At 74.8% G+C, this 25,033-nt stretch carries 17 protein-coding genes and 1 pseudogene; 13 read left to right on the plus strand and 5 right to left on the minus strand.

What is annotated here, in order from left to right:
• Positions 1–89 precede the first annotated feature (89 nt).
• Positions 90–398 (plus strand): hypothetical protein, encoded by a 309-nt coding sequence (locus ABT288_RS42495; RefSeq protein ID WP_351620149.1) that lies wholly within the window; start codon positions 90–92, stop codon positions 396–398.
• 176 nt (positions 399–574) lie between these two features.
• Here the strand turns inward: ABT288_RS42495 and ABT288_RS42500 are convergent, their stop codons facing one another.
• The gene (locus tag ABT288_RS42500; RefSeq protein WP_351620152.1) at positions 575–1,165 is read right to left on the minus strand and encodes an Rv1733c family protein; all 591 of its coding nucleotides are present in this window, start codon (positions 1,163–1,165) and stop codon (positions 575–577) included.
• Positions 1,166–1,453: 288 nt separating this feature from the next.
• Between ABT288_RS42500 and ABT288_RS42505 the strand changes: the two genes are divergently transcribed.
• The 4 genes from ABT288_RS42505 (at position 1,454) to ABT288_RS42520 (ending at position 5,381) form a co-directional block, all read left to right on the plus strand.
• Positions 1,454–2,542 (plus strand): WD40/YVTN/BNR-like repeat-containing protein, encoded by a 1,089-nt coding sequence (locus ABT288_RS42505; protein WP_351620194.1) that lies wholly within the window; start codon positions 1,454–1,456, stop codon positions 2,540–2,542.
• A gap of 88 nt (positions 2,543–2,630) precedes the next feature.
• Complete coding sequence (locus ABT288_RS42510) at positions 2,631–3,308, plus strand: uracil-DNA glycosylase (protein ID WP_351620155.1); 678 nt, start codon at positions 2,631–2,633, stop codon at positions 3,306–3,308.
• A 59-nt stretch (positions 3,309–3,367) separates the two neighbouring features.
• On the plus strand, positions 3,368–4,279 hold the full coding sequence (locus ABT288_RS42515) for an N-acetylglucosamine kinase (RefSeq protein WP_450860278.1): 912 nt from the start codon (positions 3,368–3,370) through the stop codon (positions 4,277–4,279).
• 175 nt (positions 4,280–4,454) lie between these two features.
• Positions 4,455–5,381, plus strand: coding sequence for a sirohydrochlorin chelatase (locus tag ABT288_RS42520; RefSeq protein WP_351620161.1), 927 nt, complete (start codon positions 4,455–4,457; stop codon positions 5,379–5,381).
• Positions 5,382–5,488: 107 nt separating this feature from the next.
• On the opposite strand, the gene ABT288_RS42525 is transcribed toward ABT288_RS42520, so the two are convergent.
• Both ABT288_RS42525 and ABT288_RS42530 read right to left on the minus strand, forming a co-directional pair.
• A complete protein-coding gene (locus tag ABT288_RS42525; protein ID WP_351620164.1) occupies positions 5,489–6,526 on the minus strand; it encodes a lactonase family protein in 1,038 nt (345 codons plus the stop codon).
• Between the two features lie 199 nt (positions 6,527–6,725).
• Entirely contained in the window at positions 6,726–8,216 is a 1,491-nt protein-coding gene (locus ABT288_RS42530) for an FUSC family protein (protein WP_351620167.1), read from the minus strand.
• 240 nt (positions 8,217–8,456) lie between these two features.
• Here ABT288_RS42530 and ABT288_RS42535 point away from each other — a divergent pair, with 240 nt between their 5' ends.
• Positions 8,457–8,933 (plus strand): Lrp/AsnC family transcriptional regulator, encoded by a 477-nt coding sequence (locus ABT288_RS42535; protein WP_351620170.1) that lies wholly within the window; start codon positions 8,457–8,459, stop codon positions 8,931–8,933.
• A gap of 151 nt (positions 8,934–9,084) precedes the next feature.
• On the plus strand, positions 9,085–10,548 hold the full coding sequence (locus tag ABT288_RS42540; protein ID WP_351620173.1) for an MFS transporter: 1,464 nt from the start codon (positions 9,085–9,087) through the stop codon (positions 10,546–10,548).
• 735 nt (positions 10,549–11,283) lie between these two features.
• Here ABT288_RS42540 and ABT288_RS42545 read toward each other — a convergent pair.
• Entirely contained in the window at positions 11,284–12,045 is a 762-nt protein-coding gene (locus tag ABT288_RS42545; RefSeq protein ID WP_351620176.1) for a LysR family substrate-binding domain-containing protein, read from the minus strand.
• 58 nt (positions 12,046–12,103) lie between these two features.
• Here ABT288_RS42545 and ABT288_RS42550 point away from each other — a divergent pair, with 58 nt between their 5' ends.
• The 3 genes from ABT288_RS42550 (at position 12,104) to ABT288_RS42560 (ending at position 18,514) form a co-directional block, all read left to right on the plus strand.
• Entirely contained in the window at positions 12,104–12,505 is a 402-nt protein-coding gene (locus ABT288_RS42550; protein WP_351620179.1) for a DUF5997 family protein, read from the plus strand.
• A 151-nt stretch (positions 12,506–12,656) separates the two neighbouring features.
• Positions 12,657–13,511, plus strand: coding sequence for a DUF4132 domain-containing protein (locus ABT288_RS42555; protein ID WP_351620182.1), 855 nt, complete (start codon positions 12,657–12,659; stop codon positions 13,509–13,511).
• Positions 13,508–18,514, plus strand: coding sequence for a hypothetical protein (locus ABT288_RS42560; RefSeq protein ID WP_351620185.1), 5,007 nt, complete (start codon positions 13,508–13,510; stop codon positions 18,512–18,514). Before ABT288_RS42555 ends, ABT288_RS42560 begins: the two co-directional genes overlap by 4 nt.
• On the opposite strand, the gene ABT288_RS42565 is transcribed toward ABT288_RS42560, so the two are convergent.
• Positions 18,477–18,776, minus strand: coding sequence for a hypothetical protein (locus ABT288_RS42565; protein ID WP_351620188.1), 300 nt, complete (start codon positions 18,774–18,776; stop codon positions 18,477–18,479). The two genes, ABT288_RS42560 and ABT288_RS42565, sit on opposite strands and share 38 nt — an antisense overlap.
• A gap of 387 nt (positions 18,777–19,163) precedes the next feature.
• Here ABT288_RS42565 and ABT288_RS42570 point away from each other — a divergent pair, with 387 nt between their 5' ends.
• From ABT288_RS42570 to ABT288_RS42580, 3 genes and pseudogenes are all read left to right on the plus strand, one after another.
• Positions 19,164–20,333, plus strand: coding sequence for an ATP-binding protein (locus tag ABT288_RS42570; protein WP_351620191.1), 1,170 nt, complete (start codon positions 19,164–19,166; stop codon positions 20,331–20,333).
• Positions 20,334–20,671: 338 nt separating this feature from the next.
• Positions 20,672–24,388, plus strand: a complete 3,717-nt coding sequence (locus tag ABT288_RS42575; protein WP_351620197.1) for a DUF5682 family protein — start codon at positions 20,672–20,674, stop codon at positions 24,386–24,388.
• Between the two features lie 44 nt (positions 24,389–24,432).
• Positions 24,433–25,033, plus strand: a pseudogene (locus tag ABT288_RS42580) (hypothetical protein); the annotation flags it as partial.

Raw genomic sequence — 25,033 nt, forward strand, 5'->3', positions numbered from 1 at the left:
CGGGCCCCGGGGGAGATCACATGGCGTATCGAGGAGGATCACGTGTCCGACGAGCTCAACCCGGCTGTGCCCGACTCTGCTATCGCCGCATGGCCCGGTCGCGGTCCGTGCCGGACCGGGTGCCGGCCGCGTGCGCGCTGTGGCGCATCGACGCGGATCCGGAGCCGGTCCTGCCGGTGTTCCGGGAGGCCTGGGAAAAGGCCCCGCACACCCGTCGTCCGATCGCCCGGTGCCTGACCGCCATGGGTCCGTCCGCAGCGCCGCTACGGCATCTGGCAGAAGCGGAACTGTCCGCTCCGCGCCGCCACCTGACCCATGGGGCCGGAGGCGGCGGGCAGGGCATACCGGAGGACGAGGCACTGCTGAGCGCGTGCCGGGAGGTGCTGACGAGGTGCTAGCGGATTGAGGGCAGGCACTCTCCCGATCGCACGGGTACGGAATCATCGCACGGGTACGGAACCGGAGCCGTCCGCCTCGAAGACGGCGACGCTCCAACGCACGTGGTTCCAGCACGGGTTGCGGTGGAACTCGGCCATGTTGGCCTCGGCGGCGTCGGCGAGCGATCCAGCCGTGGTCAGACCATCCGGCCCCACTGCGGTCCGAGCCGTGCCCACTCCGTGTCCCAGGCGCGCATGCGGCGGCGTTCCAGACGGCCGCGCAGGGCGAGGCCGCCGACGAAGGGGACGGCCGCCGCGCTCACGCCCACCAGGCAGCCGATCAGGGTGCCCCGGAAGGCGCCCTCGGCGACGGAGGCGGGGCGGCCGACGAGCCGGCCCTGCGGGTCGGTCCAGACCGTGACCGGCGTGCCCGACTTGCTGCCGGGCGGCACCCGGACCTGGCCGGTGTGCGCGGAGCCGTCGGCCATGGTCCAGCCCACCTTGGCCCAGACGCGTTCACCGGCGGAGGCATGGCGGTGCATGGGGGAGGTTCCGGGGGCCCGTCCCCTCACATGGGCGACGACGGGACGCCAGGCCGCCCGCTCTCTGGCGAGTCCGTGCTCCACCGACCCGGTCGCCACGAGGCCGGCCGAGATCCCCGCCAGGACGGTCAGCAGCCAGGCGCCGAGCAGCACCCAGGCCTCCACCACGTCGGCCCGGCGTTTGAGCGGGTTGCGCCGCCAGCGCCACAGCCACACCTTCGGACCACGGAACGCCTTCAAAGGCATCCTCCTCACGAGCGCACCGACCGGCCGGACCGCCCTCCCATACGCGGGAGATCGCTCCGATGCTCACGACGAGCCGTCTCCCCGACGGTCGCACGAGACGCCTCTCGCGCGCAGGCGCATGCCGCAACGGGCCCGGGCGGATCTTCGTCACAGGCCGACGACACCGCCGTGACCTGCGTAAACGTGCACCCCGGGGGTCACTGTCAGTGGTGGGGTGCAGACTGGCCGATAACTGACGACTACGTGTCTCACGACTACCTGGACGAAGGCGTCCCGGAGGTGATCGGCATGACCGAGGTACTGCTGGCGGTGGGCACCCGCAAAGGCCTTTTCATCGGGCGGCGCAGGGGCGGCGGCGCCTGGGAGTTCGACGACAGTCCGTATTTCAACGCGCAGGCGGTCTACTCGGTCGCGATCGACACCCGCGGGGACCGGCCGCGACTGCTGGCGGGCGGCGACAGCGCCCACTGGGGCCCGTCGGTCTTCCACTCCGACGACCTCGGCCGCACCTGGACCGAACCGCCGCAGCCGGCCGTCAAGTTCCCCCAGGACACCGGCGCCTCCCTGGAGCGCGTCTGGCAGCTGCACCCGGCCGCCGCGGAGCCCGGCGTGGTGTACGCGGGCACGGAACCGGCGGCGCTGTACCGCTCGGAGGACCGCGGCGAGAGCTTCGAACTGGTCCGGCCGCTGTGGGAGCATCCGACGCGCTCGCGGTGGGTGCCGGGCGGCGGCGGTGAGGGCCTGCACACCGTGGTCACCGACGCCCGCGACCCCCGCGCGGTGACCGTCGCCGTCTCCACGGCCGGGGTGTTCCGCTCCACCGACGGCGGTGCGAGCTGGGCGCCGTCCAACTCCGGGGTGTCCGCGGTGTTCCTGCCGGATCCGAACCCGGAGTTCGGCCAGTGCGTGCACAAGATCGCCAAGGATGCGGGCGACCCGGACCGGCTGTATCTGCAGAACCACTGGGGTGTGTACAGAAGCGACGACGCGGGCGCGCACTGGACCGACATCGGCGCGGACCTGCCGTCCACCTTCGGCTTCGCGGTGGCCACCCATCCGCGCCGGGCCGACACGGCGTACCTGTTCCCGATCAATGCGGACGCGGACCGGGTCCCCGCCGAGCACCGCTGCCGGGTCTTCCGCACCACGGACGCGGGCCGGACCTGGGAGCCGCTGGCCAAGGGTCTGCCGGAGGAGGACCACTACGGCACGGTGCTGCGGGACGCCCTGTGCACCGACGACGCCGACCCGGCGGGTGTCTACTTCGGCAACCGCAACGGCGAGGTGTTCGCCTCGGCCGACGACGGCGACAGCTGGCAGCAGCTGGCGTCGCATCTGCCGGACGTACTGTGCGTGCGGGCGGCGGTGATCGGCTGACACGGGCCGATCCGGCCGCAGGGGCGTCTCCGTCGGGCTTCGGCCATCGGTTGATCAGCGGGCCGCGTCCGGCAGTAGGGTGACGCCCGTGGCACCACGACCCTTGCATGAAATCGTCGAACCGGGCTGGGCGAAGGCCCTCGAACCCGTCGCGGAACGGATCGCCGCGATGGGCGACTTCCTCCGCGCGGAGATCGCCGCGGGACGCACCTACCTCCCGGCCGGACCCCATGTCCTGCGGGCCTTCCAGCAGCCCTTCGACGACGTACGGGTCCTGATCGTCGGTCAGGACCCGTATCCGACCCCCGGGCACGCGGTGGGCCTGTCGTTCTCGGTCGCGCCCGAGGTACGCCCGCTGCCGCCCAGCCTGATCAACATCTTCCGCGAGCTCAACACCGACCTGGGGCTGCCCCAGCCGTCCACCGGGGACCTCACTCCCTGGACCGAGCAGGGCGTGCTGCTGCTCAACAGGGCGCTGACCACGGCTCCGCGCAGCCCGGGCGCCCACCGCGGCAAGGGCTGGGAGGAGGTCACCGAGCAGGCGATCCGGTCTCTGGCGGCGCGCGGCAAGCCGCTGGTGTCCGTCCTGTGGGGCCGGGACGCCCGCAATCTGCGTCCGCTTCTGGGCAGTCTGCCGGCGGTGGAGTCCGCGCATCCCTCACCGATGTCGGCCGACCGTGGCTTCTTCGGCTCGCGCCCGTTCAGCCGGGCCAACGACCTGCTGATCCAGCAGGGCGGACAGCCGGTGGACTGGCGACTGCCGTGACCGTCCCCGGTTTTCTGGCGGTGGACTCCGGAGGCTCCGGTCTCCGGGTCGCCGTCGGCATGCCGGGCCGGGCGCCCGCCGCCCAGCGGGAGTCGCGGGAGCCGGTCCGCACCGGTGAGCGGGGCATCGATCCCGCCCATCTGATGGCCCAACTCGTCCCGCTGGCCCGCGCGTCCGCAGCGGAGGCCGGAGTGGAGGGGCTGGACACGGCTGTCGTAGGCGCCGCAGGGTTCGCCACCCTGGGCGACGCCCTGCGTGCCGAACTGCCGGGCGCCCTGGCCCGCGAGCTGGGCGTGAGGCGGGTGGCGCTCGCCGCCGACGCCGTCACCGCCTACGTCGGTGCCCTCGGCCCACGTCCGGGCGCGGTGCTCGCCGCCGGTACCGGGCTGATCGCGGTCGGCACCGAGCTCAAGGCCTGGCGCCGGGCCGACGGCTGGGGTCATCTGCTCGGCGACTGCGGCAGCGGCGCCTGGATCGGGCGGGCCGGCCTCGAGGCGGCGCTGCGCGCCCACGACGGCCGGGACGGCGGCTCCGCACCGCTGCTGGCCTGCGCGGAGGAGCAGTTCGGGCCGGTGCGCGGACTGCCGGGGCAGCTCTACCCGCGCTCCGACCGGCCGGCCGTACTGGCCTCGTTCGCCCCCCGGGTGGCCGCGTGCGCCGCCCACGACCCGGTCGCCGCGGGCATCCTGCGCGCCGCGGCCCGGCACATGGCCGAGTCCGTCGCGGCCGTGTGCCCGGCGGACGGGGAGCCTCGAGTGGCGCTCACCGGCGGCCTGTTCCGGCTGGGCGAGCCCCTGCTCACACCCCTGCGGGAGGAGTTGGCGAGCAGGCTGCCGCACGCTCGGCAGGTACCGGCCGAGGGCGATCCCCTGCATGGCTCGGTACGGATCGCGGGCGACCTCGCGGCCGGTCGGCTCACCCTGCCGGGTGAACCGACCATGCTCCACGTGGTCCCCGCGCCGGGTGACTGAGGTGCCGCAAAAGCGGATTGTTCCTCCTTGTGGTCACTTTGTCAGCCCATGTTCCCGGCACGTGCCCGCAACACATGTCAACGGCTCGTAACTCATCAGACAAAACCGGACGGATACCGCTCACCTGCACCCTCCCCGAACGGAGTAACCCAGGAAGCCAGTAACATGCGGCGCCATGAGCACCCCCACTGGGCCCGAGTCCGGCCTGCCAGTACGAATGCCGCGACCCCGCCAGCCCGGACGGCACCGCCGACCGGAACCGCTGGTGGCTCCCGAGGGTGCGCCCGCGCTCGCCCTCGCGGTGCCCGGTGCGCCCAGCGCCGCCACGCGCGCCCTCGCCGAGGAGGTCGTGAGCATCGCCCGCTCCGAGCTGCCCGGCCTGGACGCCCGGATCGGATACCTGGACGGGGACGACGCCGAGTTCCCCACGCTCCGGTCCGTGCTGGTGCGCGCGGCCGAGGAGCGCACGGCCCGTTACGAGCAGGCCGTCGCCGCCGGGGTCGAAGGGGTCAAGGAGCCCGACGGCCCGGTCGCCGTCGTCGTCCCGCTGCTGGCCGGTCCGGACAGCTCCCTGCTGCGGCAGATCCGCCAGTCCGTGATGGACAGCCGGGTCGCCGCCGATCTGACCGACGTGCTCGGCCCGCACCCGCTGCTCGCCGAGGCGCTGCACGTGCGGCTGTCCGAGGCGGGGCTGGCCCGCGCCGACCGGGCGCGCCTGTTCACCGTGGCCACCGCCGCCGACGGCATCATCCTGGCGTCCGTGGGCGGCGAGGAGGCCGTGCAGGCGGCCGGGATCACCGGCATGCTGCTCGCCGCGCGCCTCGCCGTGCCGGTGATGGCGGCGGCCCTGGACCAGGAGGGCTCGATCTCCTCCGTCGCCGAGCAGCTGCGTTCCTCGGGCTCGCAGCAGCTGGCCCTGGCGCCGTACCTGATCGGCCCGGAGATCGACCCGGCGCTGCTGGCGGCGGCCGCCGAGGAGGCGGGCTGCGCCACGGCCGAGGCGCTGGGCGCGTACCCGGCGATCGGCAAGCTCGCCCTCGCCAAGTACACGACGACGCTGGGCATCGCCCCGCCGCAGCCGCAGGGCATGCCGGTCCGCTGAGCCACGCCGACCCCCTCGGCACCCGTACGTCACAGGGCCCGCTCCCCCACCCGGGAGCGGGCCCTTCGCCTTGCCTGACGCCCTGTTCTCGCGGGCCGTTCAGCCGCTCAGCCGAAGACGACGCAGGAGGCCGCGGCGACCCGCACGCAGCCCTCGTAGCGGGGCAGCCCCGTCGCCTCGTCCACGGCGAACCACGTCACGTCGCCGGAGCGCTCGTTGGCCGCGTAGAGGAAGCCGTCGTGCTCGGCGAGTGCGCGCGGCCATTGCCCGCCGCAGGGCACCGTGCCGATCAGCCGGAGCGCATCGCCTTCGACGGCGAGGATCGACAGGACGTCCTCGCCGCGGGTCGCGGTCCACACGAAACGGCCGTCCGGCGAGACCACGATCCCGGACGGATAGGCGTCGCCGGCCGGGGCGCCGGGCAGCACGGGGACCTCGGCCAGCGGTTTGAGGGAACCGGCCTCGGCGTCCCAGCGGCACACGGTCACCGTGGGGGTGAGTTCGTTGACGACGTAGGCGTGCGCGCCGTCCGGATGGAAGGCCAGATGGCGCGGGCCGGAGCCGGGACGCAGGGCGAACTCGCGGTGCAGGGCGGGAACGCCGTCCTCGAGGGTGCAGATCCGCACCGAGTCCGTGCCGAGGTCGACGCTGACGGCCCATCTGCCGCTCGGGTCGGGCTGCACCTGGTGGGCGTGCGGACCGCGCTGGCGCCGGTCGTGCGGGCCGGAGCCGGTGTGCTGGAGCCGCCCCGAGGGCTTGACGGCGAGAGAGCCGTCCGGACGTACGGGCACGGCGGTGACGCTGCCGCAGCCGTAGTTGGCGGTCAGCACGTGCCCGGCGTACAGGCCGAGGTGGGTCGGTCCGCTGCCGTCGACCCGCACGGGCGGCCCGGCGAGTTCCGGCCGGTCGCCTTCGACGCGGTAGGCGGCGACGGTCCCCTCGGCCGTCTCGCTGACGGTGTACAGCGTGGCCCCGTCCGGCGACAGGAGCAGGTAGGAGGGGTCGGGTAAGTCGTTCACCGCGGTGCCGAGCAGGAGGCGGCCGCCCTCAGGCGCGACCTCGGCGGTCACGAGTCCGGGGCCGCCCGCTGCCGTGAACGAGCCGATGAAGGCCCGGCGCCTGCCGGGCCTGCCGTCCTGTGCCACCGCTGTCCCCTCTCGGTCGACCCCGTCCGGGGCCGACGGTAGCAGCCGATCACGGCCGGTCTAGACCAAGGGGCGGGGCTTGTCGGCGGTTCTTTTGAAACGGGGCCGTGTCATCGCCGTCGCCGCCCGGCCCGGTATCTGCCTCGGGCCCGTGTCCATACCTTGAGTGCCCGCCCGTGCCACCACAACCGTGCCCGGCTCAGGCCCCCACCAGTCGCGACCCCGTCGGGGCTCGCAGGGGTTCGGCCAGGTCGGCGAGGGCGCGTTCCAGGCCGTGCAGGTGGGCCAGGGCGGGCTCGGCGGGCGGTTCGGCGGGGCTGCGGACGGGCTCCCACCGGCCCTCGGTGAGCGCCTCGACGGCCGACTCCACCCGCCAGCAGGCCGCGGCAAGGCGGGCGTCGTGCGAGGCCTCGGGATCGGCGGCGACGGCGACCAGGCCACGCACCTCGCGCGCGCAGTCGTCGAGGAGCGCGAGGACCCGGCGGGCGCGCCGCTTGCGGGCCGGCATCGGGTTCAGCGGGTGCACCAGCGGGGCCACGGCGAGCCGGACCCGGCCGAGCAGCTGCTCCAGTTCGGCGACGCGGGGCGCCGGGTCCGCCGTGGCGGACCCGGCGAGCCGGGCGGCCGCCTCTGCCGTACAGGCGTGGACGCAGCGCAGGGCGCGCTGGATCCAGGCGTCCGTGATGGCGTGGGTGGTGACCGGCAGGAGGAACAGCACGGCGAGCGCGGCGCCGAGCGCACCCACACCGGTCTCGGCGAGGCGCAGCGCGAGCAGGCCGGGGCTCAGGACGCCGAGGAGGCCGTAGAGCAGTTCGGCGAGCAGGGTCACGCAGAGCATCATCCAGGTGTAGGACACGGCGGCCGTGTAGAAGATGCCGAAGACGGCGACGGCGAGCAGGACGGCCGTCGGGACCGGCGCGCCGCCCACGGGGACGGCGACGAGGAAGCCCAGGCAGATGCCGATCACCGTGCCGAGGACCCGGCGGAAGCCGCGTACCAGGGTCTCGCCGCGCGAGGCGGTGTTGACGAAGATCCACCAGGTGGCGCCGACGGCCCAGTACCAGCGCTGCCCGGAGACCAGCTGGCCGACGAGCAGCGCGAATCCCGCGCCGGCGGTCGCCTGGACGGCCTGCCGCGTGGTGACCCGGGCCAGGCCGCGCCCGGCGGGCGGGGAAGGTACGGCGGCGGGGGGCAGCCGGCGCTCGTAGCACCACACGCCGAAGCGGACCGCGGCCGCGCTGAGCACCGACAGCAGGACGGCGGCGTACAGCTCGGGCAGCTGCGCCGGGGTGGCGTGCAGGAACTGGGCCACGAAGAAGGTCATGAAGGCGAACACGCCGAGGCTGTGCCCGCGCGGACCCCAGCGGCGCGCGTACACGCCGGCGCCGACGACGGCCAGGAAGACGAGGTCGCGCGCGACGGGCACGGCGTGCAGCTCGGCCGCGGCGGCGAGCACCGGCACCCCCACGGCGGGCAGCAGTGCGGTGGTGACGGCCTGTCCGCGCACGGTCGGGTCGGCGACGGTGAACAGGGCGAGGAGGGCCGCGAGGCCGCCGGTGACCGCGCCGATGACGGACTGACCGGCGAGGAAGCAGACGACGACCGCGAGGCCGATGCCGAGGACGGCACGCGCGGCGAAGCGCAACCGCGCCCGCCCCGGGTCCGGAGCCACGAACATCCTCTTCAGCACTGCTGCCCTCCCCTGTAAACCGGACGGAACACCGGCACAGAAAAGGCGCCACGGGTCTCCGCAGCGCCATCGACGTCTCCATGAGAGCATCACCGAGGTCACTGGCTCAAGCGAGACCCGAATTACTGGACCATTGGCCCAGCCATGCGGACACGGCCGCGCCGGACGGAGGGCCAACGGACCAGGTCGGGCGGCACAGGCGGAGGTACGCCCGCTGGGCCATTGGTACAGTCGAACATCATGGCCGTGGACGAACTCGACACCCGCATTCTGCGACTGCTCCTGGAACAGCCGCGCACCAGCGTGCGCGAGTACGCCCGCATCCTCGGCGTCGCCCGCGGCACGCTCCAGGCCCGGCTGGACCGGCTGGAGCGGGACGGCGTGATCACCGGCACCGGGCCCTCCCTCTCCCCCGCCGCCCTGGGCCATCCGGTGCTGGCGTTCGTGCACATCGAGGTCACCCAGGGCCACCTGGACGACGTGGGGGACGCGCTGGCCGCCGTACCGGAGATCGTGGAGGCGTTCTCGATCACGGGCGGCGGCGATCTGCTCGCCCGGGTGGTGGGCCGGGACAACGCCCATCTGGAGGACGTCATCCAGAAACTGATCAGCCTGCCGGGCGTGGTACGCACGCGTACCGAGGTGGCGCTGCGCGAGCGCGTCCCGCACCGGCTGCTGCCCCTGGTGGAGTCGATCGGCCGGGCGGCGCGCACCTGACGCTCGGCATGGTGGAGCGCACGAGCGACCTGCGTACGCGTGGCTGCGCGCCACGGTGCGGTCCCACCGAGCAGCACCTGCACCGGCCGGCCCCATCCTGCTTGGGCGTTCCTGCCGTGCGCGGGAGGCGGTGGCTGCCTAGCGTGATCCCATGACCACAGACCGGGCCGGGCCGGCCCCGCACGACCGACGCTGGAAAGCGCTCGCTGTCTGTCTGACCGCGGCCTTCATGACCCTGCTGGACACCTCGATCGTGAACGTGGCGCTGCCTTCCGTGGAGCGCGGACTGGACGCCAGTACGGCCGAGCTGTCGTGGGTGATGTCCGGCTACGCCCTCACCCTCGGTCTCACCCTGGTCCCGGCAGGGCGGCTCGGTGACATGCGCGGGAGGCGCCAGACCTTCCTGACCGGGCTCGCGCTGTTCACGCTCGCCTCGGCGGCCTGCGGGCTGTCCGCCGGTGCCGCGTGGCTGGTGCTGTTCCGGCTGGTCCAAGGAGCGTCCGCGGGCCTGATCGCGCCACAGACCTCCGCGCTGATCCAGCAGATGTTCCAGGGCGCGGAGCGGGCCCGCGCGTTCGGCATCATGGGCAGCACGATCGGCATCTCCACGGCGGTCGGCCCGCTCGCGGGCGGCCTGCTGATCCATGCGGCCGGCGGCCCCGACGGCTGGCGCTGGGTGTTCTACGTCAACCTGCCCATCGGGGTGGCCGCCTTCTGCGCGGCCCTGCGGCTGCTGCCCCACTCCCCCGGCTCACCGGGCAAGCGCGAGTGCTTCGACGTGCCGGGCGTGCTGCTCCTCGGCTCGGGTGTGCTCGCCCTGATGCTGCCCCTGGTGCAGGAGCAGCAGTGGCACGGACAGCTGAAGTGGGCTCTGCTCCCGGTGGGCGCGGGGCTGCTGGCCGCGTTCCTGGCGTGGGAGCGGCGCCAGGGGCGGCGGGGCCGGGCACCACTGGTCGACCTGCGGCTCTTCTCGCTGCGCTCCTTCTCGCTGGGCGCGCTGCTGAGCCTGGTGTACTTCGGCGGCTTCACCACGCTGTTCTTCGTCTACACCCTGTTCCTGCAGAACGGCATGGGCTACGGCGCGCTGGCGGCCGGCCTGTCCTCCATGCCGTTCGCGGCGGGCTCGGCGGCCGGCGCCGCTGCGGGCGGCCGTCTGGTGGTGCGCTTCGGGCGCAAGCTGGTCATCGCCGGGCTGTGCACGGTGGCGGCGGGGATGTGCGGCGTCATCGCGGCCGTGCACTGGGTACCGGGGCGGGGCGTGGCCTGGGCGGCCGCATTCCCGCTGCTCGTCGCCGGCATCGGCTCCGGCCTGACCATCTCCCCCAACACCACGCTCACCCTGTCCCTCGTGCCCGTACGGCGGGGCGGGGCCGCGGGCGGGGTGCTCCAGACCGCGCAGCGCATCGGCTCGGCGGCCGGTGTCGCCGTGGTGGGCTCGGTGTACTTCGCCCACCTGACCGGCCACGGCAGCCCCGCGACCGCGCTCCAGTACGGCCTGCTCACCTCGGTCGGCATCATCCTGCTGGCCCTCTGCCTGGCCATCGCCGACCTGCGGGAACGCCGGGTCCGTCAGCAGCCGGAGCAGGAGAGGGAGGCGGCGCGGGAGAGGGTGTAGGGGCCGGTGGCCGGGCGGGCGCGGAGGGTCATGACGGCAGGGCGCCGACGGCGCGCAACGGCAGGGAGCGCGGTTGCGGGCCCGGCGCCGTTGCATATCGGCACGGCTCCGTGGGGCAGGGCGCGCGGCCTCGGTCGTACGACGTGGGCCGGGACGCCGGGAGCGGCTGCACCCGTGTGGCATTCCGTCCTGCGGCACAGAGTGTGTGCCAGGCCCCGGGGCGCATGGCCTCGGCACTCGGTGCTCGCCCTCGCCGCGTGGCAGAAAGGGCCGCTGGGCACTCTGGGTGGCCGGCCGGCGTGGCTCCGGCACGGGCGGCAGTGGATCCGCGCGCGTGAGACTGCCGGGCATCCCGCGATCGGCGTCGCCGGAACGGCGCCCTGAGAGCGTTGCCGGGGGCGCCGGTCGGCACCCGAGGCGCCTGCACTGCGCGCTCGGCACCCCCGAGGCCCGCCTCGCCGAACCTTGCCGAACCCCGCAGAACCCACGCCCGCCGAAGCCCGATGCGGCGCGAGCCGCGCCCGTCCGGGTGACCGGCCGACGCGGCAGCCGCAGTCGGTGCCGGTGGAGCCGGTGCCGGTGGACCCGGTGCCGACGGGCTCGGTGCCGACGGGCTCGGACCGGGCCCGGGCCCGCTTTCCCGGGGTCGCGTCCGCTCCGCCACGCTCCCGCCTCGCGCCGCAAGGCGCTGTCGGCGTCCGGGACCGGCGCGGTCGAAGCCGCCGCCCCGCCCCCTCACGACCTCCGGCGCGGCTTGCCCCGCTTCGGGGTCTGCTTGCCGCCCGCCGTGCGGGCGCGCGGGGTGCGGGCCGTCGGCTTCTGCGCCGGCTTCTGCCGGGTGCCGCTCGCCTCCGGGCGCTTCCGTTGCTGCTCGGCCGGAGGGTTGGTGCGGCCTCGCGTGCTGTTGACGGTACGGCCCCGGACGATGCCGATGAAGTCCTCCACCAGGTCGGTGGTGGCCTCCTCCGGCCAGGACAGGGCGACGCTCGACTGGGGGGCGTCGGTGACGGGGCGGTAGGTGAGGTCCTTGCGGTGGTGGAGGCGGGCCAGGGACTGCGGCACGACCAGGAGGCCGACGTTCGCGGCCACCAGCTCGATCGCGTCCTCTGTCGTCGCCGGGCGCTCGAAGGCAGGTTCGCCGGGCGGGCTGTCCCAGTCGAAGACGTCGTCCAGGGGGTGGAAGAGCACCTCGTCGGCGAGGTCGGCCAGGGTCACCTCGTCCGCGGCCGTGATCAGGTGGTCCTTGGGGACGACGACCACCGTGGTCTCGGTGTAGAGGGGAATCGCGCTGAAGAACGTACGGTCCACGGGGAGCCGTACGAGGCCCACGTCGGCCTCACCGGCGCGCAGCACCTCGGGCGCCTCGGCGGCCGGGACCTGGGTGAGGGTGAGCGGGATGTCCGGCAGGCGTTCGTTCCAGATCCTCACCCATTTGGCGGGGGTCACTCCGGGTACGTACGCGAGCCGGAACGACGGTGATTCCTCCGAGCCTGTCACCAGGCCAGGTTACCGGCCGTGGTCGGCGGCCCGGCACGCGGCCGATACCCTTGACCCCATGAGTTCGCAGCAGAGCACCCAGACGATGAAGCCCGCGACCGCGGCGAAGAAGCTGGGTGTGTACCTCCCCGCCACCCCCGCCTCGTTCCAGGAGGGCGTCGTCACGCGCGCCGAGCTGAACGAGCTGCAGGCGAACCCGCCGGAGTGGCTGAGCGAGCTGCGGCGCAACGGTCCCCACCCGCGTCCGGTGGTCGCGGCGAAGCTCGGCGTGTCCATCGCCGGCCTCGCGCGCGGCGGGGTCACCGAGCCGCTGACCACCGAGCAGATCGAGGCGCTCAAGCAGGAGCGGCCCGAGTGGCTGGAGAAGGAGCGCGCCACCCAGGCCGAGGTCCGCAGGGAGACTGTGCGGATCAAGCAGCAGAAGAAGGAGAAGCAGGAGCGCGCCACCGGGCGCGGCTGATCCACCGCCGCCCTCCTGGAGCGGTCCTCTCCGGAGCGCCCCGCCTCCCCAGAACCGATTTTCCACAACGCCCTCCGGCCGCCGGAGGGCGTTGTCAGTGGCCTGCCCTACAGTTCCCGTCACTTGATCAACACGGGTGCGGGAGGCACGTATGGGGTGGGTGTCGGCGGGTGACTACGAAGTCGCCCTGGACAGCGGGAAGGTGGTGTGCCGCAACGCATCCGGACGGCGGCTGAAGTCGGTGCCACCGAAGATCGCCGACGATCCGGCGGTCGTGGGCCTCAGGCAGCTCGTCGAGTGGCTGGAGCGGCACGAACGGCAGTGCCTGGCCACGGCCGAGCGGTGGATGGTCCGCTCGCTGCCGGTGCCGCTCGCCGTCGTCACGCGCGTGTGGCCCGACCCCGCCTGGCAGGCAGCGCTGCGCGACCTCGTGGTCACCGGTGCCGACGGGCAGGTCGCCGGCTTCCTGCGGGACGCCGATCCGGAGCGCGGCCTGGGTCTGGTCGACCTCGACGGCGACACCGTACGCATCGCGCCCGACCTCGTCCGCATCCCGCACCCGGTCCTGCTCGAAGACCTCGAAGAGCTGCGGGAGTTCGCCGTCGAGCTGGGTGTCGAGCAGGGCGGGCAGCAACTCTTCCGCGAGGTCTGGCACCGGCCGGCCGCGCTCGACGCGGAGGCGACCGAGGTCGAGGACTACGCGGGCGGTTCGTTCAAGGAGCTGCGCTTCCTGCACGGCCGGGCCGCCCAGCTCGGCTACCGGGTGCGCGGTGGGTACGCCGTCTGCCCCGTCCTGGAGGACGGCCGGGGTGTCGAGGCCCGCGTGTGGGTCGGCGACTACGACGGCTACATGGACACCGAGACCGGCCCGCTGGTCTGGTCGGACCCCGCCGGGCGGGTGCTGAAGGCCGGTCAGGTCGGCCCGGTGGCCTGGTCGGAGGGCATGCGCATGGCGGCCGCGCTGTACGCGGGGCGGGACATCGAGGACGAGGAGCGGGCGGCATGACCTACGACGAGACCACGGTGGCCGCGCTGCTGGACGCCGGAGCCGTCCTGCCGCCGGGCAGCACCGCGCGCGAGGACGCCGACAGCCTCACCGTGCGCGCGTACACGCACCCCGCCCTCGACGGCCGGCAGGTGATCCGCCTGGTACCGGACACGCTGGGCGAGGCGGAGGATCTGTCGCTGGAGTTCCTGGGCCTCGCCCGTGAGCCCCAGGCGCCCGAGGTGGGGCAGGTGCGCCGGGAGACGCTGGGCTTCCCGGCCTGGGCGCTGGTCAACGACCCGGCCAACGGGCATCACGCGCTCGCGCTGGTGAAGGACGTCGAGCGGCTGGCGAGGCAGGCCAAGTCCCGTCCGGGCACTGCCAAGGAGGGTTTCGAGGCACTCGGCGAGCGGCTGGGCCGGACGGTGCCGCACTTCCTGCCGACGTTCTACGAACAGGCCGCGCGGGTCTTCCTGGAGCACGAGAACACCACGTACGCCGCCGCGTTCTTCGGCAAGGCCCGGGAGGCCGAGCGGGTGCACGCGCTCGCGGTGGACGAGGAGCGGCAGCGCGCGGTCTTCCTGGAGTTCGCCTTCGCCGGTGCGCTGACCGTGAAGGCCCTCAAGGAGCATGTGCGGGACCTCGCCGGGCGGCTCGAACCGGCCGCGGCCTGGGCGCAGTTCCGGCAGCTGATCGTGGAGCGCTGTGCGGCCGGGATGCCTCCCTACGCCTCGCTGCCGCAGGATGCGCGGGGCCTGATCAAGGCGGCGGGCCTGCCCCGGGTCACGGAGGAGTGCGCGCTGGTCGCCGACCTGATCGCCTCCCCCGCCGCGGTCCGCGCGCCCCGCTCCTTCTGGACGGCCTACCGCGCGGTGCTGTCGGTGCTCGCCGAGGAACGGCCGGAGATCCGGCTGCGGCTGCTGGAGATCATGCCCGCCGGTCTGGGCCGGGACGCCGAGGACGAGGAGTTCTGGCTGACCCTGCTCGCGGAGACCGGGGCCGACCGACTGCTGACGGACGAGTCGGCGGCGGCCGGGCACGGCGCCGATCCGGCGGACTGGCTGACCCGCTGGGCGTCCTTCCGCAAGCACGGCGGCTCGTACTCGCGCCGCTGTCCGGCCACGCTCGCGCTGGTCGCGCGCATGGCTCCGCTGCTGCGGGCCGCCGGCCGTCCGGTGGACCTGTGCACCGGACGCTGGCACGCGGGCGCCGATCTCGATCTGCTGGACCTGTGCGCGGCCGAGCGCATTCCGCTGACGCTGCCGGGCGCCGACGTCCGCGTGTATCTGCCGCTGCCCGAGTGGCTGCTGGACACCCGCGCCGGCCGGCGCGACCTGGCTGCCGTCGCGGCCGACCCCCGGCTGCGGCGCCTGCTGCACCAGGCCGTGGACAGGGTCGGCGGCCATCAGCGCAGCGAACAGATGCTGAAGTCGGTCGCCGCCCATCCGGTCCTCTCCGGGGTGCTTCGGGAGTGGCTGGAGGAGGCCGTCGGCGACTTCACGTGCGCGGCGGGCCTGCCGGGCGCCCGTGCGGCGCTGGACCGGCTGCGTCCCTTCCGGCTGATCGCCGCCGAGCTCGCGCCGGACGCGGTCGCCCGCGTGGCCGGCCGCGAGGTGGCGCCGCTGCTCGGCCGCACCCTGCGGGCGGGCGTCCTCGACGAGCTGGGCTGGCCCGCCCTCGACGAGGCGCTGACGCTGCTCGACGGTCAGAACAGGAAGGGCGAGGACAACTCGGTGGCCGTGCACGAGGCCTGGCCGGCGCTGATCCTCTGCCGCGGGCGCAGGGCGGTCGTCGTCGGCCCGGAGCGGATCCTGCTCGACCACGACCTGCGTCTGCCCCATGACCTGGACCGCTGGCAGCGCCCCCGCTTCCGCTTCGTGGACGGGGAACTGCTCGTGATGTGGCGGAACGCCGGCAAGCAGTACGGCTACTGGTCCGCGCGGCCCGCCGACGTGTTCGAGCTCGGCGGCGAGCAGCTGCCCTCCTGGTGGTCCGGGCAGGAGGCGGTCGTCCCGTCGATCCCGCTGGCCGCCGGCGGACGGGCCACCGGCGGCCGCACCCTGCACGCGGGGGACACGGACCTGCCGCCGTGCCGCGCGATCATCGGCGACGGCACCACCCTGTGGCGCCAGGGCCGGCAGGGCAGGCAGACCGTGTGGCTGGAGTACGACCCGGTCACCGGCACGCACGGCCGCGCATCGCTGCCTGCGCTGCTGCGCTCGGCCGTCCGCGAGGACACCGAACTGCTGCACGGTGTGTGCGAGGTTCTGCCGCTGCAACCGGGCCTGGAGCACAGCCCGTTCGGCACCGACGGTACGGTGCTGGGGCGCTGGGTGCGCAGGGAGGGCGAGGGCGCCGATGAACGCCGTACGGCCGGGACGCCGGACGGGCGGAGCGTGTCGGTCGCGGTGGACCACGACGGCCGGGTGGGGGTTCCCTACGGTGCGCTGCGACTGCCTGGCGGCGCGGAGCCGGTCGTCGCCCAACTGGGCGGCTACCGAGCACAGTCGGGTGGCACGATCGGGCTGTACGCGGACGACGACACCTCGCACACCGGCCTGCTGGGCAGGCTGTCGCCCAACGACCGCGGCGGTGAGTACGCCGCCGGCACCCGGCTCGTCCCCCCGCTGCCCTTCTGGCACGCGCTGCGCCCGCGCGACGAACAAGGCTCGGCAATGCTGCGTGCCCTGGCCGACGAACAGGCCGCGGAGCTGCTGCGGCTCACGGCCGAGGCGCTGACGGTTCGTCAGGAGACCCTGAAGGCGGCCGGTTCGGACGAGACGGCCAAGGCCGCCGTGCCGACCGCGGACGCCGTCACGCTGAAGGCCGTCGAGCACGTCCTGGCGGACCTGACGGACGAACGGCTGCGCATGGGCGTGACCGCGCTGGTCAGGTCGGCACTGCGCATCGCCGACTCGGCCACCGCCTTCGCGACTCCCCCGAAGGAGAGGCCGATGCGGGCGCGCAACCGGACCGAGGGCATGTTCGCCGACTACAGCCCCGGGCTCGGTGACGACCGCGCCCTGTACTCCGCCGTGTCCGGTGTCGTCGGGCTGCGCGGCGGATGGTACGGCGAGCGGTGGAGCATCCTCCGCCAGATCCGCGCGGTGAACCACGTGCTGTCCGGCAAGCCCGCCGACGGCAAGCCCCTGCCCGGACTGGCCCGCATCGGCGCCCTCACGGACGGCTGGACCAGCGAGGAGCACACGGTCCCGGCGATCGGCATGGTGTGGCCGCCGGTCCTGGGCGCCCTGCGGGCGCTGATGTACCGGGCCGCCTCGCCCGTACTGACCGACGATGAGCGAGAGCCGCTGCTGTTGCTGGCCGAGGCCCTGGCCGAGGGTTCGCTCGTCGAGGCCGGTGGCGCACTGCGAGAGGTCGTGCTCAGCGAACCGCAGGAGGAGCAGCAGCAGCGCACCGGGCAGGTGCTGCGCCGGGCCGGGCGCACGGTGGTGATCCTCGGTTCCCGCGGTGTCGACATGCGGCGGGAGCGGGTCGAGTGGCTGGCGCTGGACCACGATCCGTCCGGTGCGTTCGGCGCGGTCGCGCACTTCGCGCTGGAGCAGGAGACCACGTACGCCCCGACGATCTCGGCCGGGGACCTCGCCGCCGTCACCCGCCTGATCCGCGACAAGGGTGCCGCTCCCTGGCAGCCGGCGGCGCCTGAGGGGCTTCAGGCGGCGACCGGCGGCGCGCTGGGCCCGCTGCAGTCCACCGTGTTGCTCGCCGGGCTGCCGCAGGCGCCCGGCACCGAGGCCCTCGCCGCCATCGGGCTGAAGCCCCGGCAGCGGGATTTCGGCGCGGCGCTGCTGCAGGGCCTGGGCGTGGAACGGCGGGCGGCGCTGATGGGCGCGCTGCTGCCGCAAGACCCCGCCGCCCTGTGGACCAGGGGACCGGACACGGAGGCCGCGGGACGCGCGTGGACCGAGCAGTTCGGCTCGCTGGTCCGGTTGCCGGAGGAGCTCAGCGCCGAGCTGTCCGGTATGGGCGCCGGAGGCGCCGGGGACGTGCTCAACCCGTCCCTCACACCGTGGCTGAGCCGCACCACGGTCCTGCGTCCGGACAAGGACGGGGACCTCGTCCCGGAGGACCCCCAGGCGATGCCGAACAGCTACGCCCTGACGGGTGCCGTCGGCGCGCTGTCCGCACTGGCGTACGTCCTGCCGTACGGCCATCCGTTGCGTGCCGTCCTGCCGGAGGGCCTCGCCGCGGTGCGGCGCCGGATGTCCGACCCGGAGCTGATGCTCGGCCTGGACGTGGAGTACACGGAGAAGGGCAGCCCCACCGCCGTGGAGCTGCGCAAGGTGTACGGGCTGCCCGCGACCGGCGGGGCGGACGCGTACGGCACGACCCGGGTCGGGGAGGCGCTCGCCCTGCGCCCCTCGTACCACGACACGGAGACCGTCCTGGTCCGGCCGGCCGGGCTGACCGGGCCCGACGACGCGGTGTTCGGGCTCCTGGAAGGCCTGGTGGGTCCGCAGCGCGGCCACGGCCTGCGCATGCTGCGCACGCTCCTCGGCGAGGAGCTGGGCCGCGCGGTCGCAGCCGGCACCGAGGGCCCCACGAGGTACGCCCAGGACCCGGCGGTCAGCGTGCCCGCGCTCGTCACCGAGGTGGCCGCCACGCACGGGCTGGGCGAGGACGCGGCGGCGCTCTACCTGCAGTTGCTGGCCCTGCCGGATCCGACGGACCGCAACTGCGCCCACTGGACGGGCTGGAAGCCCGCGCGCCTGAAGAAGGCCCGTGCCGAACTGGCCGCGACCGACCTGGTGATGGAGGCCAAGCGGCCGCGCGCCGGGCGGACCCTGTTCCTGCCGGGCGGCTGGCGCGATCTGAAGTCGCCCGCGCTGCCGGTGGAGACCTGGAAGGAGGGGCTGTACCCGATTCCGGGCCACCAGCGCGCGATACCCCTGGTCCCGGTTCCCGAGCTGTTCACGCGCGCCTGGACCCGCGTCCGGAAGGGCGACGCCCCGGCGTACGAACAGCTCACCACCCGCGCGAACCGAGGGGGACGACGCCGATGACGTCCACCGCGCCGGGCTCCGCGCGGCCGGGCTCCACCGCGCCGGGGTCCATGCGACCGGGGTCCGCCGGGCCGGGGTCCGCCGGGCGGGGGTCCGCCAGGCCGGGGTCCACTGGACAGGACTCCACCGGACGGGACTCCACCACGCCCAGATCCATGAGGCCGAGATGGACCGGGCCCGGCTCCACCGGGCGAGACTCGACCGCGCCCAGGCCCATCGAGCCGAGCTCCACCGCACCGGCGTCCACCGGGCCGAGCTCCACCCCATCAGGCTCCACCGCGCCGGGGTCCAACGGGCTGGGCTCCACTGGGCAGGACTCCACCGGTCAGGGCTCCACCGCGTCGGCGTCCACCGGGCCGGCGTCCACCGGGCCGGAACCCACCGCGCCGGGGTCCTTCGAGCCGGAATCCGCCGCGCCGGCGTGCAAGGGGCCCGAATCCGCCAGGCCGGGCTCCGCCGGGCCGGGCTCCGCCGCGCCGGACTCCTCCGCGTCGGACTCCTCCGCGTCGGCGTCCGCCCGCCCCCGTTCCTGGGCCGCCCACCCTCCGTTCCCGGCCCCCCCGGCCGCCGGCCGCCCTGCTCTCGCCGCGCCGTCCGGCCGCGTGCCCCCTCCGACCTCCTCCAGCAGCGCCTCGAAGGAATCCCGCCGATGACCACCGCACTCGCGCCCGACGCGACCCGTCAGATCGTCCCGCCCGAGGACCGGTACGCCGTCGAACTGGCCTTCCTCGCCGCCCACGACTCCGGTCCCCGGCCGCCCGCGTGGCGGCTCACGCCCCGGGCCGTCGTCACCTTCGTCATGGGCAGCGGCGGCCGGGCGCTGCGGCTGCCCGACGCCGCCGAGGCGCCGGAGGGCGTGCCGCGTCGGCTGGAGATCACCAGTAAGTTCGTCGGCGACCGCGCGTTGGTCGAGCGGTGTGTCGTGACGCTGGCCGGTGAGCGGGGCCTGCTGCTGGTCGGCGAGCCCGGCACGGCCAAGTCCATGCTGTCGGAGCTGTTGTCGGCCGCCGTGTGCGGTACCAGCGGACTGGTCGTGCAGGGAACGGCCGGTACCACCGAGGACCAGCTCAAGTACGGCTGGAACTACGCCCTGTTGCTCGCGCAGGGGCCCAGCCGGCAGGCACTCGTTCCGTCGCCGGTGCTCACCGCGATGACCCGGGGTGCGATCGCCCGCGTCGAGGAGGTCACCCGCTGTCTGCCCGAGGTGCAGGACTCCCTGGTGTCGCTGCTGTCGGAGCGGCGCATCGCCGTACCCGAACTGGCGGGCGGCGAGGACGCGTTGGCGCACGCGGCGCCGGGGTTCAATCTCATCGCCACCGCCAACCTGCGGGACAAGGGCGTCTCGGAGATGTCGGCCGCGCTCAAGCGCCGCTTCAACTTCGAGACGGTCGGCCCCATCGCGGACCTCGACGCCGAGACGGCACTGGTGCGCGGCCAGGCCCGGGCGTCGGTGGAACGGGCGGGTGCGCCCTTCCAGGTGGACGACGCCGTCCTGGAGGCCCTGGTCACCGTCTTCCGTGATCTGCGGGAGAGCCGGTCGGCGGAGGGCTGGGAGGTGGAGCGGCCGTCCACGGTGATGAGCACCGCGGAGGCCGTGTCCGTGGCGGGCGCGCTGGGGCTGGCCGCGGCGTATTTCCCGGGTGACCGGGACGTGCTGGGGCTGCTGCCCGGCCATCTGCTCGGCGTCGTACGCAAGGACGACCCGGCGGACGCGGCGCGGCTGCGCGGCTACTGGGACGGCCCGGTCCGGCGCCGCGCCGAGCAGGGTTCGGCCACCTGGCGCACACTGTGGGACCTGCGCACGGTCCTGGAGGGCTGACGGCCGTGTCCCCTGTCTCTCCACTCGCCGCGTCGGCCGTGCCGGAGCCCGGCCCCGACGCGGGCTCCGCGGCTGTGGCCGGTCCGGGGGTCGCCTCTTCGGCCATCGCCGATTCCGACGCGGACTCCACGGCCATCGCCGGTCCCGAGGCGGACTCCACGGCCATCGCCGATCCCGACGCGGACTCCACGGCCATCGCCGATCCCGACGCGGACTCCACGGCCATCGCCGATCCCGACGCGGACTCCACGGCCATCGCCGATCCCGACGCGGGCTCCTCGGCCATCGCCGGTCCCGAGGCGGACTCCGCGACGGTCGCCGGTCCCGAGGCGGACTCTGTGGCCGTCACTGGCCCGGAGACCGGCGTTGCGGCTTTCGCCGATCCGGAAACCGCCATAGCCGCCCTGACCGACCCCGGCGTGCCCTGTCTCATCGGAGTACGGCACCACTCGCCCTCCCTCGCCGCGGCCGTGCCCGCGCTGCTGGACGCGGCCCGGCCGGAGGTGCTGCTGGTCGAGCTCCCCGCCGAGATGCAGGACTGGCTGCCCTGGCTCGCCCACGAGGAGACCAGGGCTCCGGTCGCCCTCGCCGCCGCGCCAGGGGACGGGACCGGGGGCCCGGCGTTCTATCCCTTCGCGGACTTCTCTCCGGAACTGGTGGCCGTGCGCTGGGCGGCGCGGCATGGGGTACCGGTGACCGCATGCGATCTGCCGCTGGCGGACCGGGCCTGGACGGGGGCGCCTGGGCCGGACCGGGAGACGGAAGTACGGGAGTTGGAGACCGACGGGTACGCCGGGACGCCCACCACCCCGACCCCGCACGCGGCCGAGCTGCCCGGAACGCCCGGCGCCCCTGCGGTCACGGTCAGTGAGTCCGTCGTCGGGTCTGCCGCGGCCGGGCTCACCTCGGTCCTGCGTTCTCGGCTCACCGGCCGCCCAGGTGACGACCTGTGGGACCGGCTCGTCGAGGCCACCGCTCCCGGTTCTCCGCCGGAGGCACTGCGGCGGGCCGCGCTGTTGACGGGGTGGGCGCTGCGGGAGGAGGCGTCGGCCTCGGGCGGGGTGCCGGAGCTGGACCTGCGGCGCGAGCGATGGATGCGATCGTGCCTCGCCGCGGCCACGGCGAACGGGGAGCGCGCCGCCGTGCTCGTCGGCGCCTTCCACGCCCCGGCGCTCCTGGAACCGGCCGGCGGCGAAGACGCCGTGGCGGCGGCGCGGGCTCCCGCTGCCGGGACAGCCCAGGGCCCCGCCCCGGAGTGGACGACCTCCCTCATCCCCTACAGCTACGCCCTGCTCGACGAGCGCTCCGGCTATCCGGCCGGCATCCGTGACCCGGAGTGGCAGCACCTGGTGCTGGACGCGGCCGGTGACCCGGTCGCGCTGGAGGACGCGTTGACGCGGGCCGCCGTGCGGGTGTGCGCCGAGTTGCGGGCGCTGGGCCATCCCTCCGGGCCCGCCGACGCACGGGAGATCTCGCGGCTGGCCGGTGATCTCGCCCGGCTGCGGGGGCTGCCCGCGGCGGGGCGGGGTGAGCTGGTCGAGGCGGTGCAGACGGTGCTCGCGCAGGGCGAGCCGTACGGCCGGGGCCGGGCCGTGGCCCGGGCGATGGAGAGAGTGCTCGTCGGGACGCGCACCGGCCGCCCGGCCCCGGACGCGCCGCGCTGCGGACTGGCCCCGGCGGTCGAGGCGGAACTCGCCGAGCTGGGGCTGCCCGGCCCGGCGGACTCGGGTCAGGGGGCCGCGCGGGACCTGCGCCTGGACCCGCTCCGCTCGGAACTGGACCGCCGCCGTGAACTCCTGCTGCGGCGCCTGGCCGTGTGCGCGGTGCCGTACGGCGAGCCGAAGGCGGTCGCCGGCACGGGCGGAGCCGACGCGCTCACCTCGCGCTGGGAGGTGCGCTGGACACCGGCCACCGCGGCCATGCTGACCGCGGCCGGCCTGCGCGGAGTCACGCCGGCGCAGGCCGCCGAGGGTGTGCTGCGGGAAGACCGACGCGTCGAGCGCGACGAGGGCGGCCCCACGGCGGCGCAGACCCTGCGGGGGCTGCAACAGGCGGCGGAATGCGGCCTGCCCGAGCTCGCGGACGAGCGGCTGGCCGACACCGCCGAGGTGCTGCCGACCTCCGGCACACTGCCCGAACTCCTTGCGGGTCTCGCCCTGTTGGACCGGCTGCGGGCCGGGCACATCCCCGGACTCGGCAGGGACGAGGAACGCAGGGTGCGGGCGGCCGCCGTAGCCGGACTGCTGACCGCCGCCGCGGTGCGCCAGGTCGACGGGCTCACCGGCTCCGAGGACCCGGCCGCCGCACACGCCCTGCTGGAACTCGCCCACCGCGCCGACGCGCTGGGCGGCATACGGCTCACCGACGCGCTCGCCCGGCTGGCGGCAGACGGTTCCCCGCTGATGCGGGGCGCCGCCGGAGCCGTACGGGTGCTGCTGGGCCACGAGGAGGCACAGGCGTTCGGCGACCGGGTCGCCTCCTGGGTGGATGGTGCCTGCGATGCCGGGTCCCGGGCGGCGCTCACCGCGCGGCTGACCGGTCTGCTGAGCGCGGCCGGTCCGCTGCTGGAGTCGGCGGCGCCCGCGCTGGAACCGCTGCTGCGCCGGATCGCCGAGTTGTCCGACCGGGACTTCCTCGACCGGCTGCCGGCGCTGCGCGGCGGCTTCGACACGCTCAGCCCGGCCGCCCGCGACCGGCTGCTGGCCACCGTCGAGCAGCGTCTGGGCGGAGAGCGTCCGGACGACACCGGCGGCGTCGATCCCGCGACCCTCGCCGCGTGGACCCGCGCCGACCTCGCGGCCCGCGAGACCCTGGCCGCCTTGGGACTCCTCCCGCCAAACCGGTCCGCCGAGACCACCGAGGCCCTCGAGGCCGGCGCCGTGACGAACACCGAGGATTCCGCGCCGCCCCTCCCCCTCGGCATCACTGAGGGCCACCATCAGCTCGCCCCGGCCGACCGATGGCGTCTGGTACTGGGCCGCAGGAGCAGGCAACTGCCCGGCCCGGCGCGGCGCCTGGCGACCGCTCTGGACGAGTTGTACGGCAGTGGACACGGCGAGGGCAGCCGTGGAGATCTCTCCGGCCGGGGCGGCGCAGGATCCGGTGGCGGGCGCGGTGCGCCGTACCCCGGGGTGCGGGAGTGGTCCGAGGAGCTGGCGGCGCTGTTCGGCCCGGGTATCCGGGAGGAGGTGCTGGCGGCGGCTGCGGCGTCCGGCCGGCCGGACGTGTTCCCCGAGCTGGATCCGGACAGCGTACGGCCGTCGGTCGACCTGCTGCGCTCGGTGCTGCGGCACGCCGGCGGCCTGCCCGAGGCCCGGCTGGCGGCGTTGCGTCCGCTGGTGCGGCGCCTGGTGGACGCCCTGACCCGGCAGCTGGCGACCCGGCTGCGCCCCGCGCTGCACGGCACCGCTCTGCCCCGCCCGGGCCGACGCGCCGGCGGCGGCCTCGACCTGCCCCGCACCCTGCGGGCGAACCTGGCCACCGCCCGCAGGATGCCGGACGGCACGGTCCGGGTCGTACCCGAACGGCCCGTCTTCCGCAGTCGCGCCCGGCGTTCGGCCGACTGGCGACTGATCCTGGTCACCGACGTGTCGGGGTCCATGGAGCCGTCCACGATCTGGGCGGCGCTCACCGCCTCGGTGCTGGCCGGGGTGCCCACCCTGTCCACGCACTTCCTGGCCTTCTCCACCGAGGTGATCGACCTGACCGACCATGTCGCGGATCCGCTCTCCCTCCTCCTGGAGGTCAGGGTCGGCGGCGGCACCCATATCGCCGCCGGGCTGCGGCACGCACGCGAACTGGTGACCGTGCCCTCGCGCACGCTCGTCGTGGTCGTCAGCGACTTCGAGGAGGGCTACCCGGTCGGCGGGCTGCTCGCCGAGGTCCGCGCCCTGGTCGGTGCCGGCTGTCATGTGCTGGGCTGCGCGAGCCTCGACGACGCGGGCCGCCCCCGCTACTCCACCGGCGTGGCGGGCCAGTTGGTCTCGGCGGGCATGCCCGTGGCCGCTCTCAGTCCGCTCGAACTCGCCCGCTGGGTAGGGGAGAAGATCGCATGAGCCAGGACATGAGGCAGGACACGAGCCAGGGCATGCCGCAGGGTATGAGGCCGGATCTGCCGTCGGTCGCCCCGTCCGTGACCGCCGGACTCGTCGCGGCGCTGTCGCCCCGGCTGCGCAAGCGCCTCGACGCGGGCATCGCCAAGCTGGCGGACCGGCCCACCGTGCGTGACGGCGACACGGTGCGCATCGCCGTCGACGACGACACCGACCTAGAACTGCACGCCCCTGCCGGCACGGTGACCAGCGCCGACGGCATCCGCTGCGGCTGCCTGCTGGCCCCGGACTGTCTCCACCGTGCGGCGGCCGCCTCGTCGGCCCCGATCGCGGACGACACCGACTCCGAGGTGCGCGAGCGGGATTCGGCCCCCGCCACGCAGGAAGCGGTCGCTTGTCCGGAATCGGCTCCCGCCACCCACGGACCAAGGGGCACGGACACAGCCGGCGTCGCGACGACAGATCTCGCCACACAGACGGCCGGCCCCGCACCCGAACAGGGCGAGTCCGAGTCGGCCGATGCCGCGCAGCGCTCCGCCGCCCTCGCGCTTCGCGCCGCCGCGGCCGCCGTACTCGAAGCCGGTGCGGACGGGGCGGGCGCGGTGCCGCAGGCGGAGCTGCTGCGGGCCGCGCACACGGCGCGGCTCG

Origin of the sequence: Streptomyces sp. NPDC001093 (genome assembly GCF_040298985.1) — a bacterium.
GTDB lineage: Bacteria > Actinomycetota > Actinomycetes > Streptomycetales > Streptomycetaceae > Streptomyces.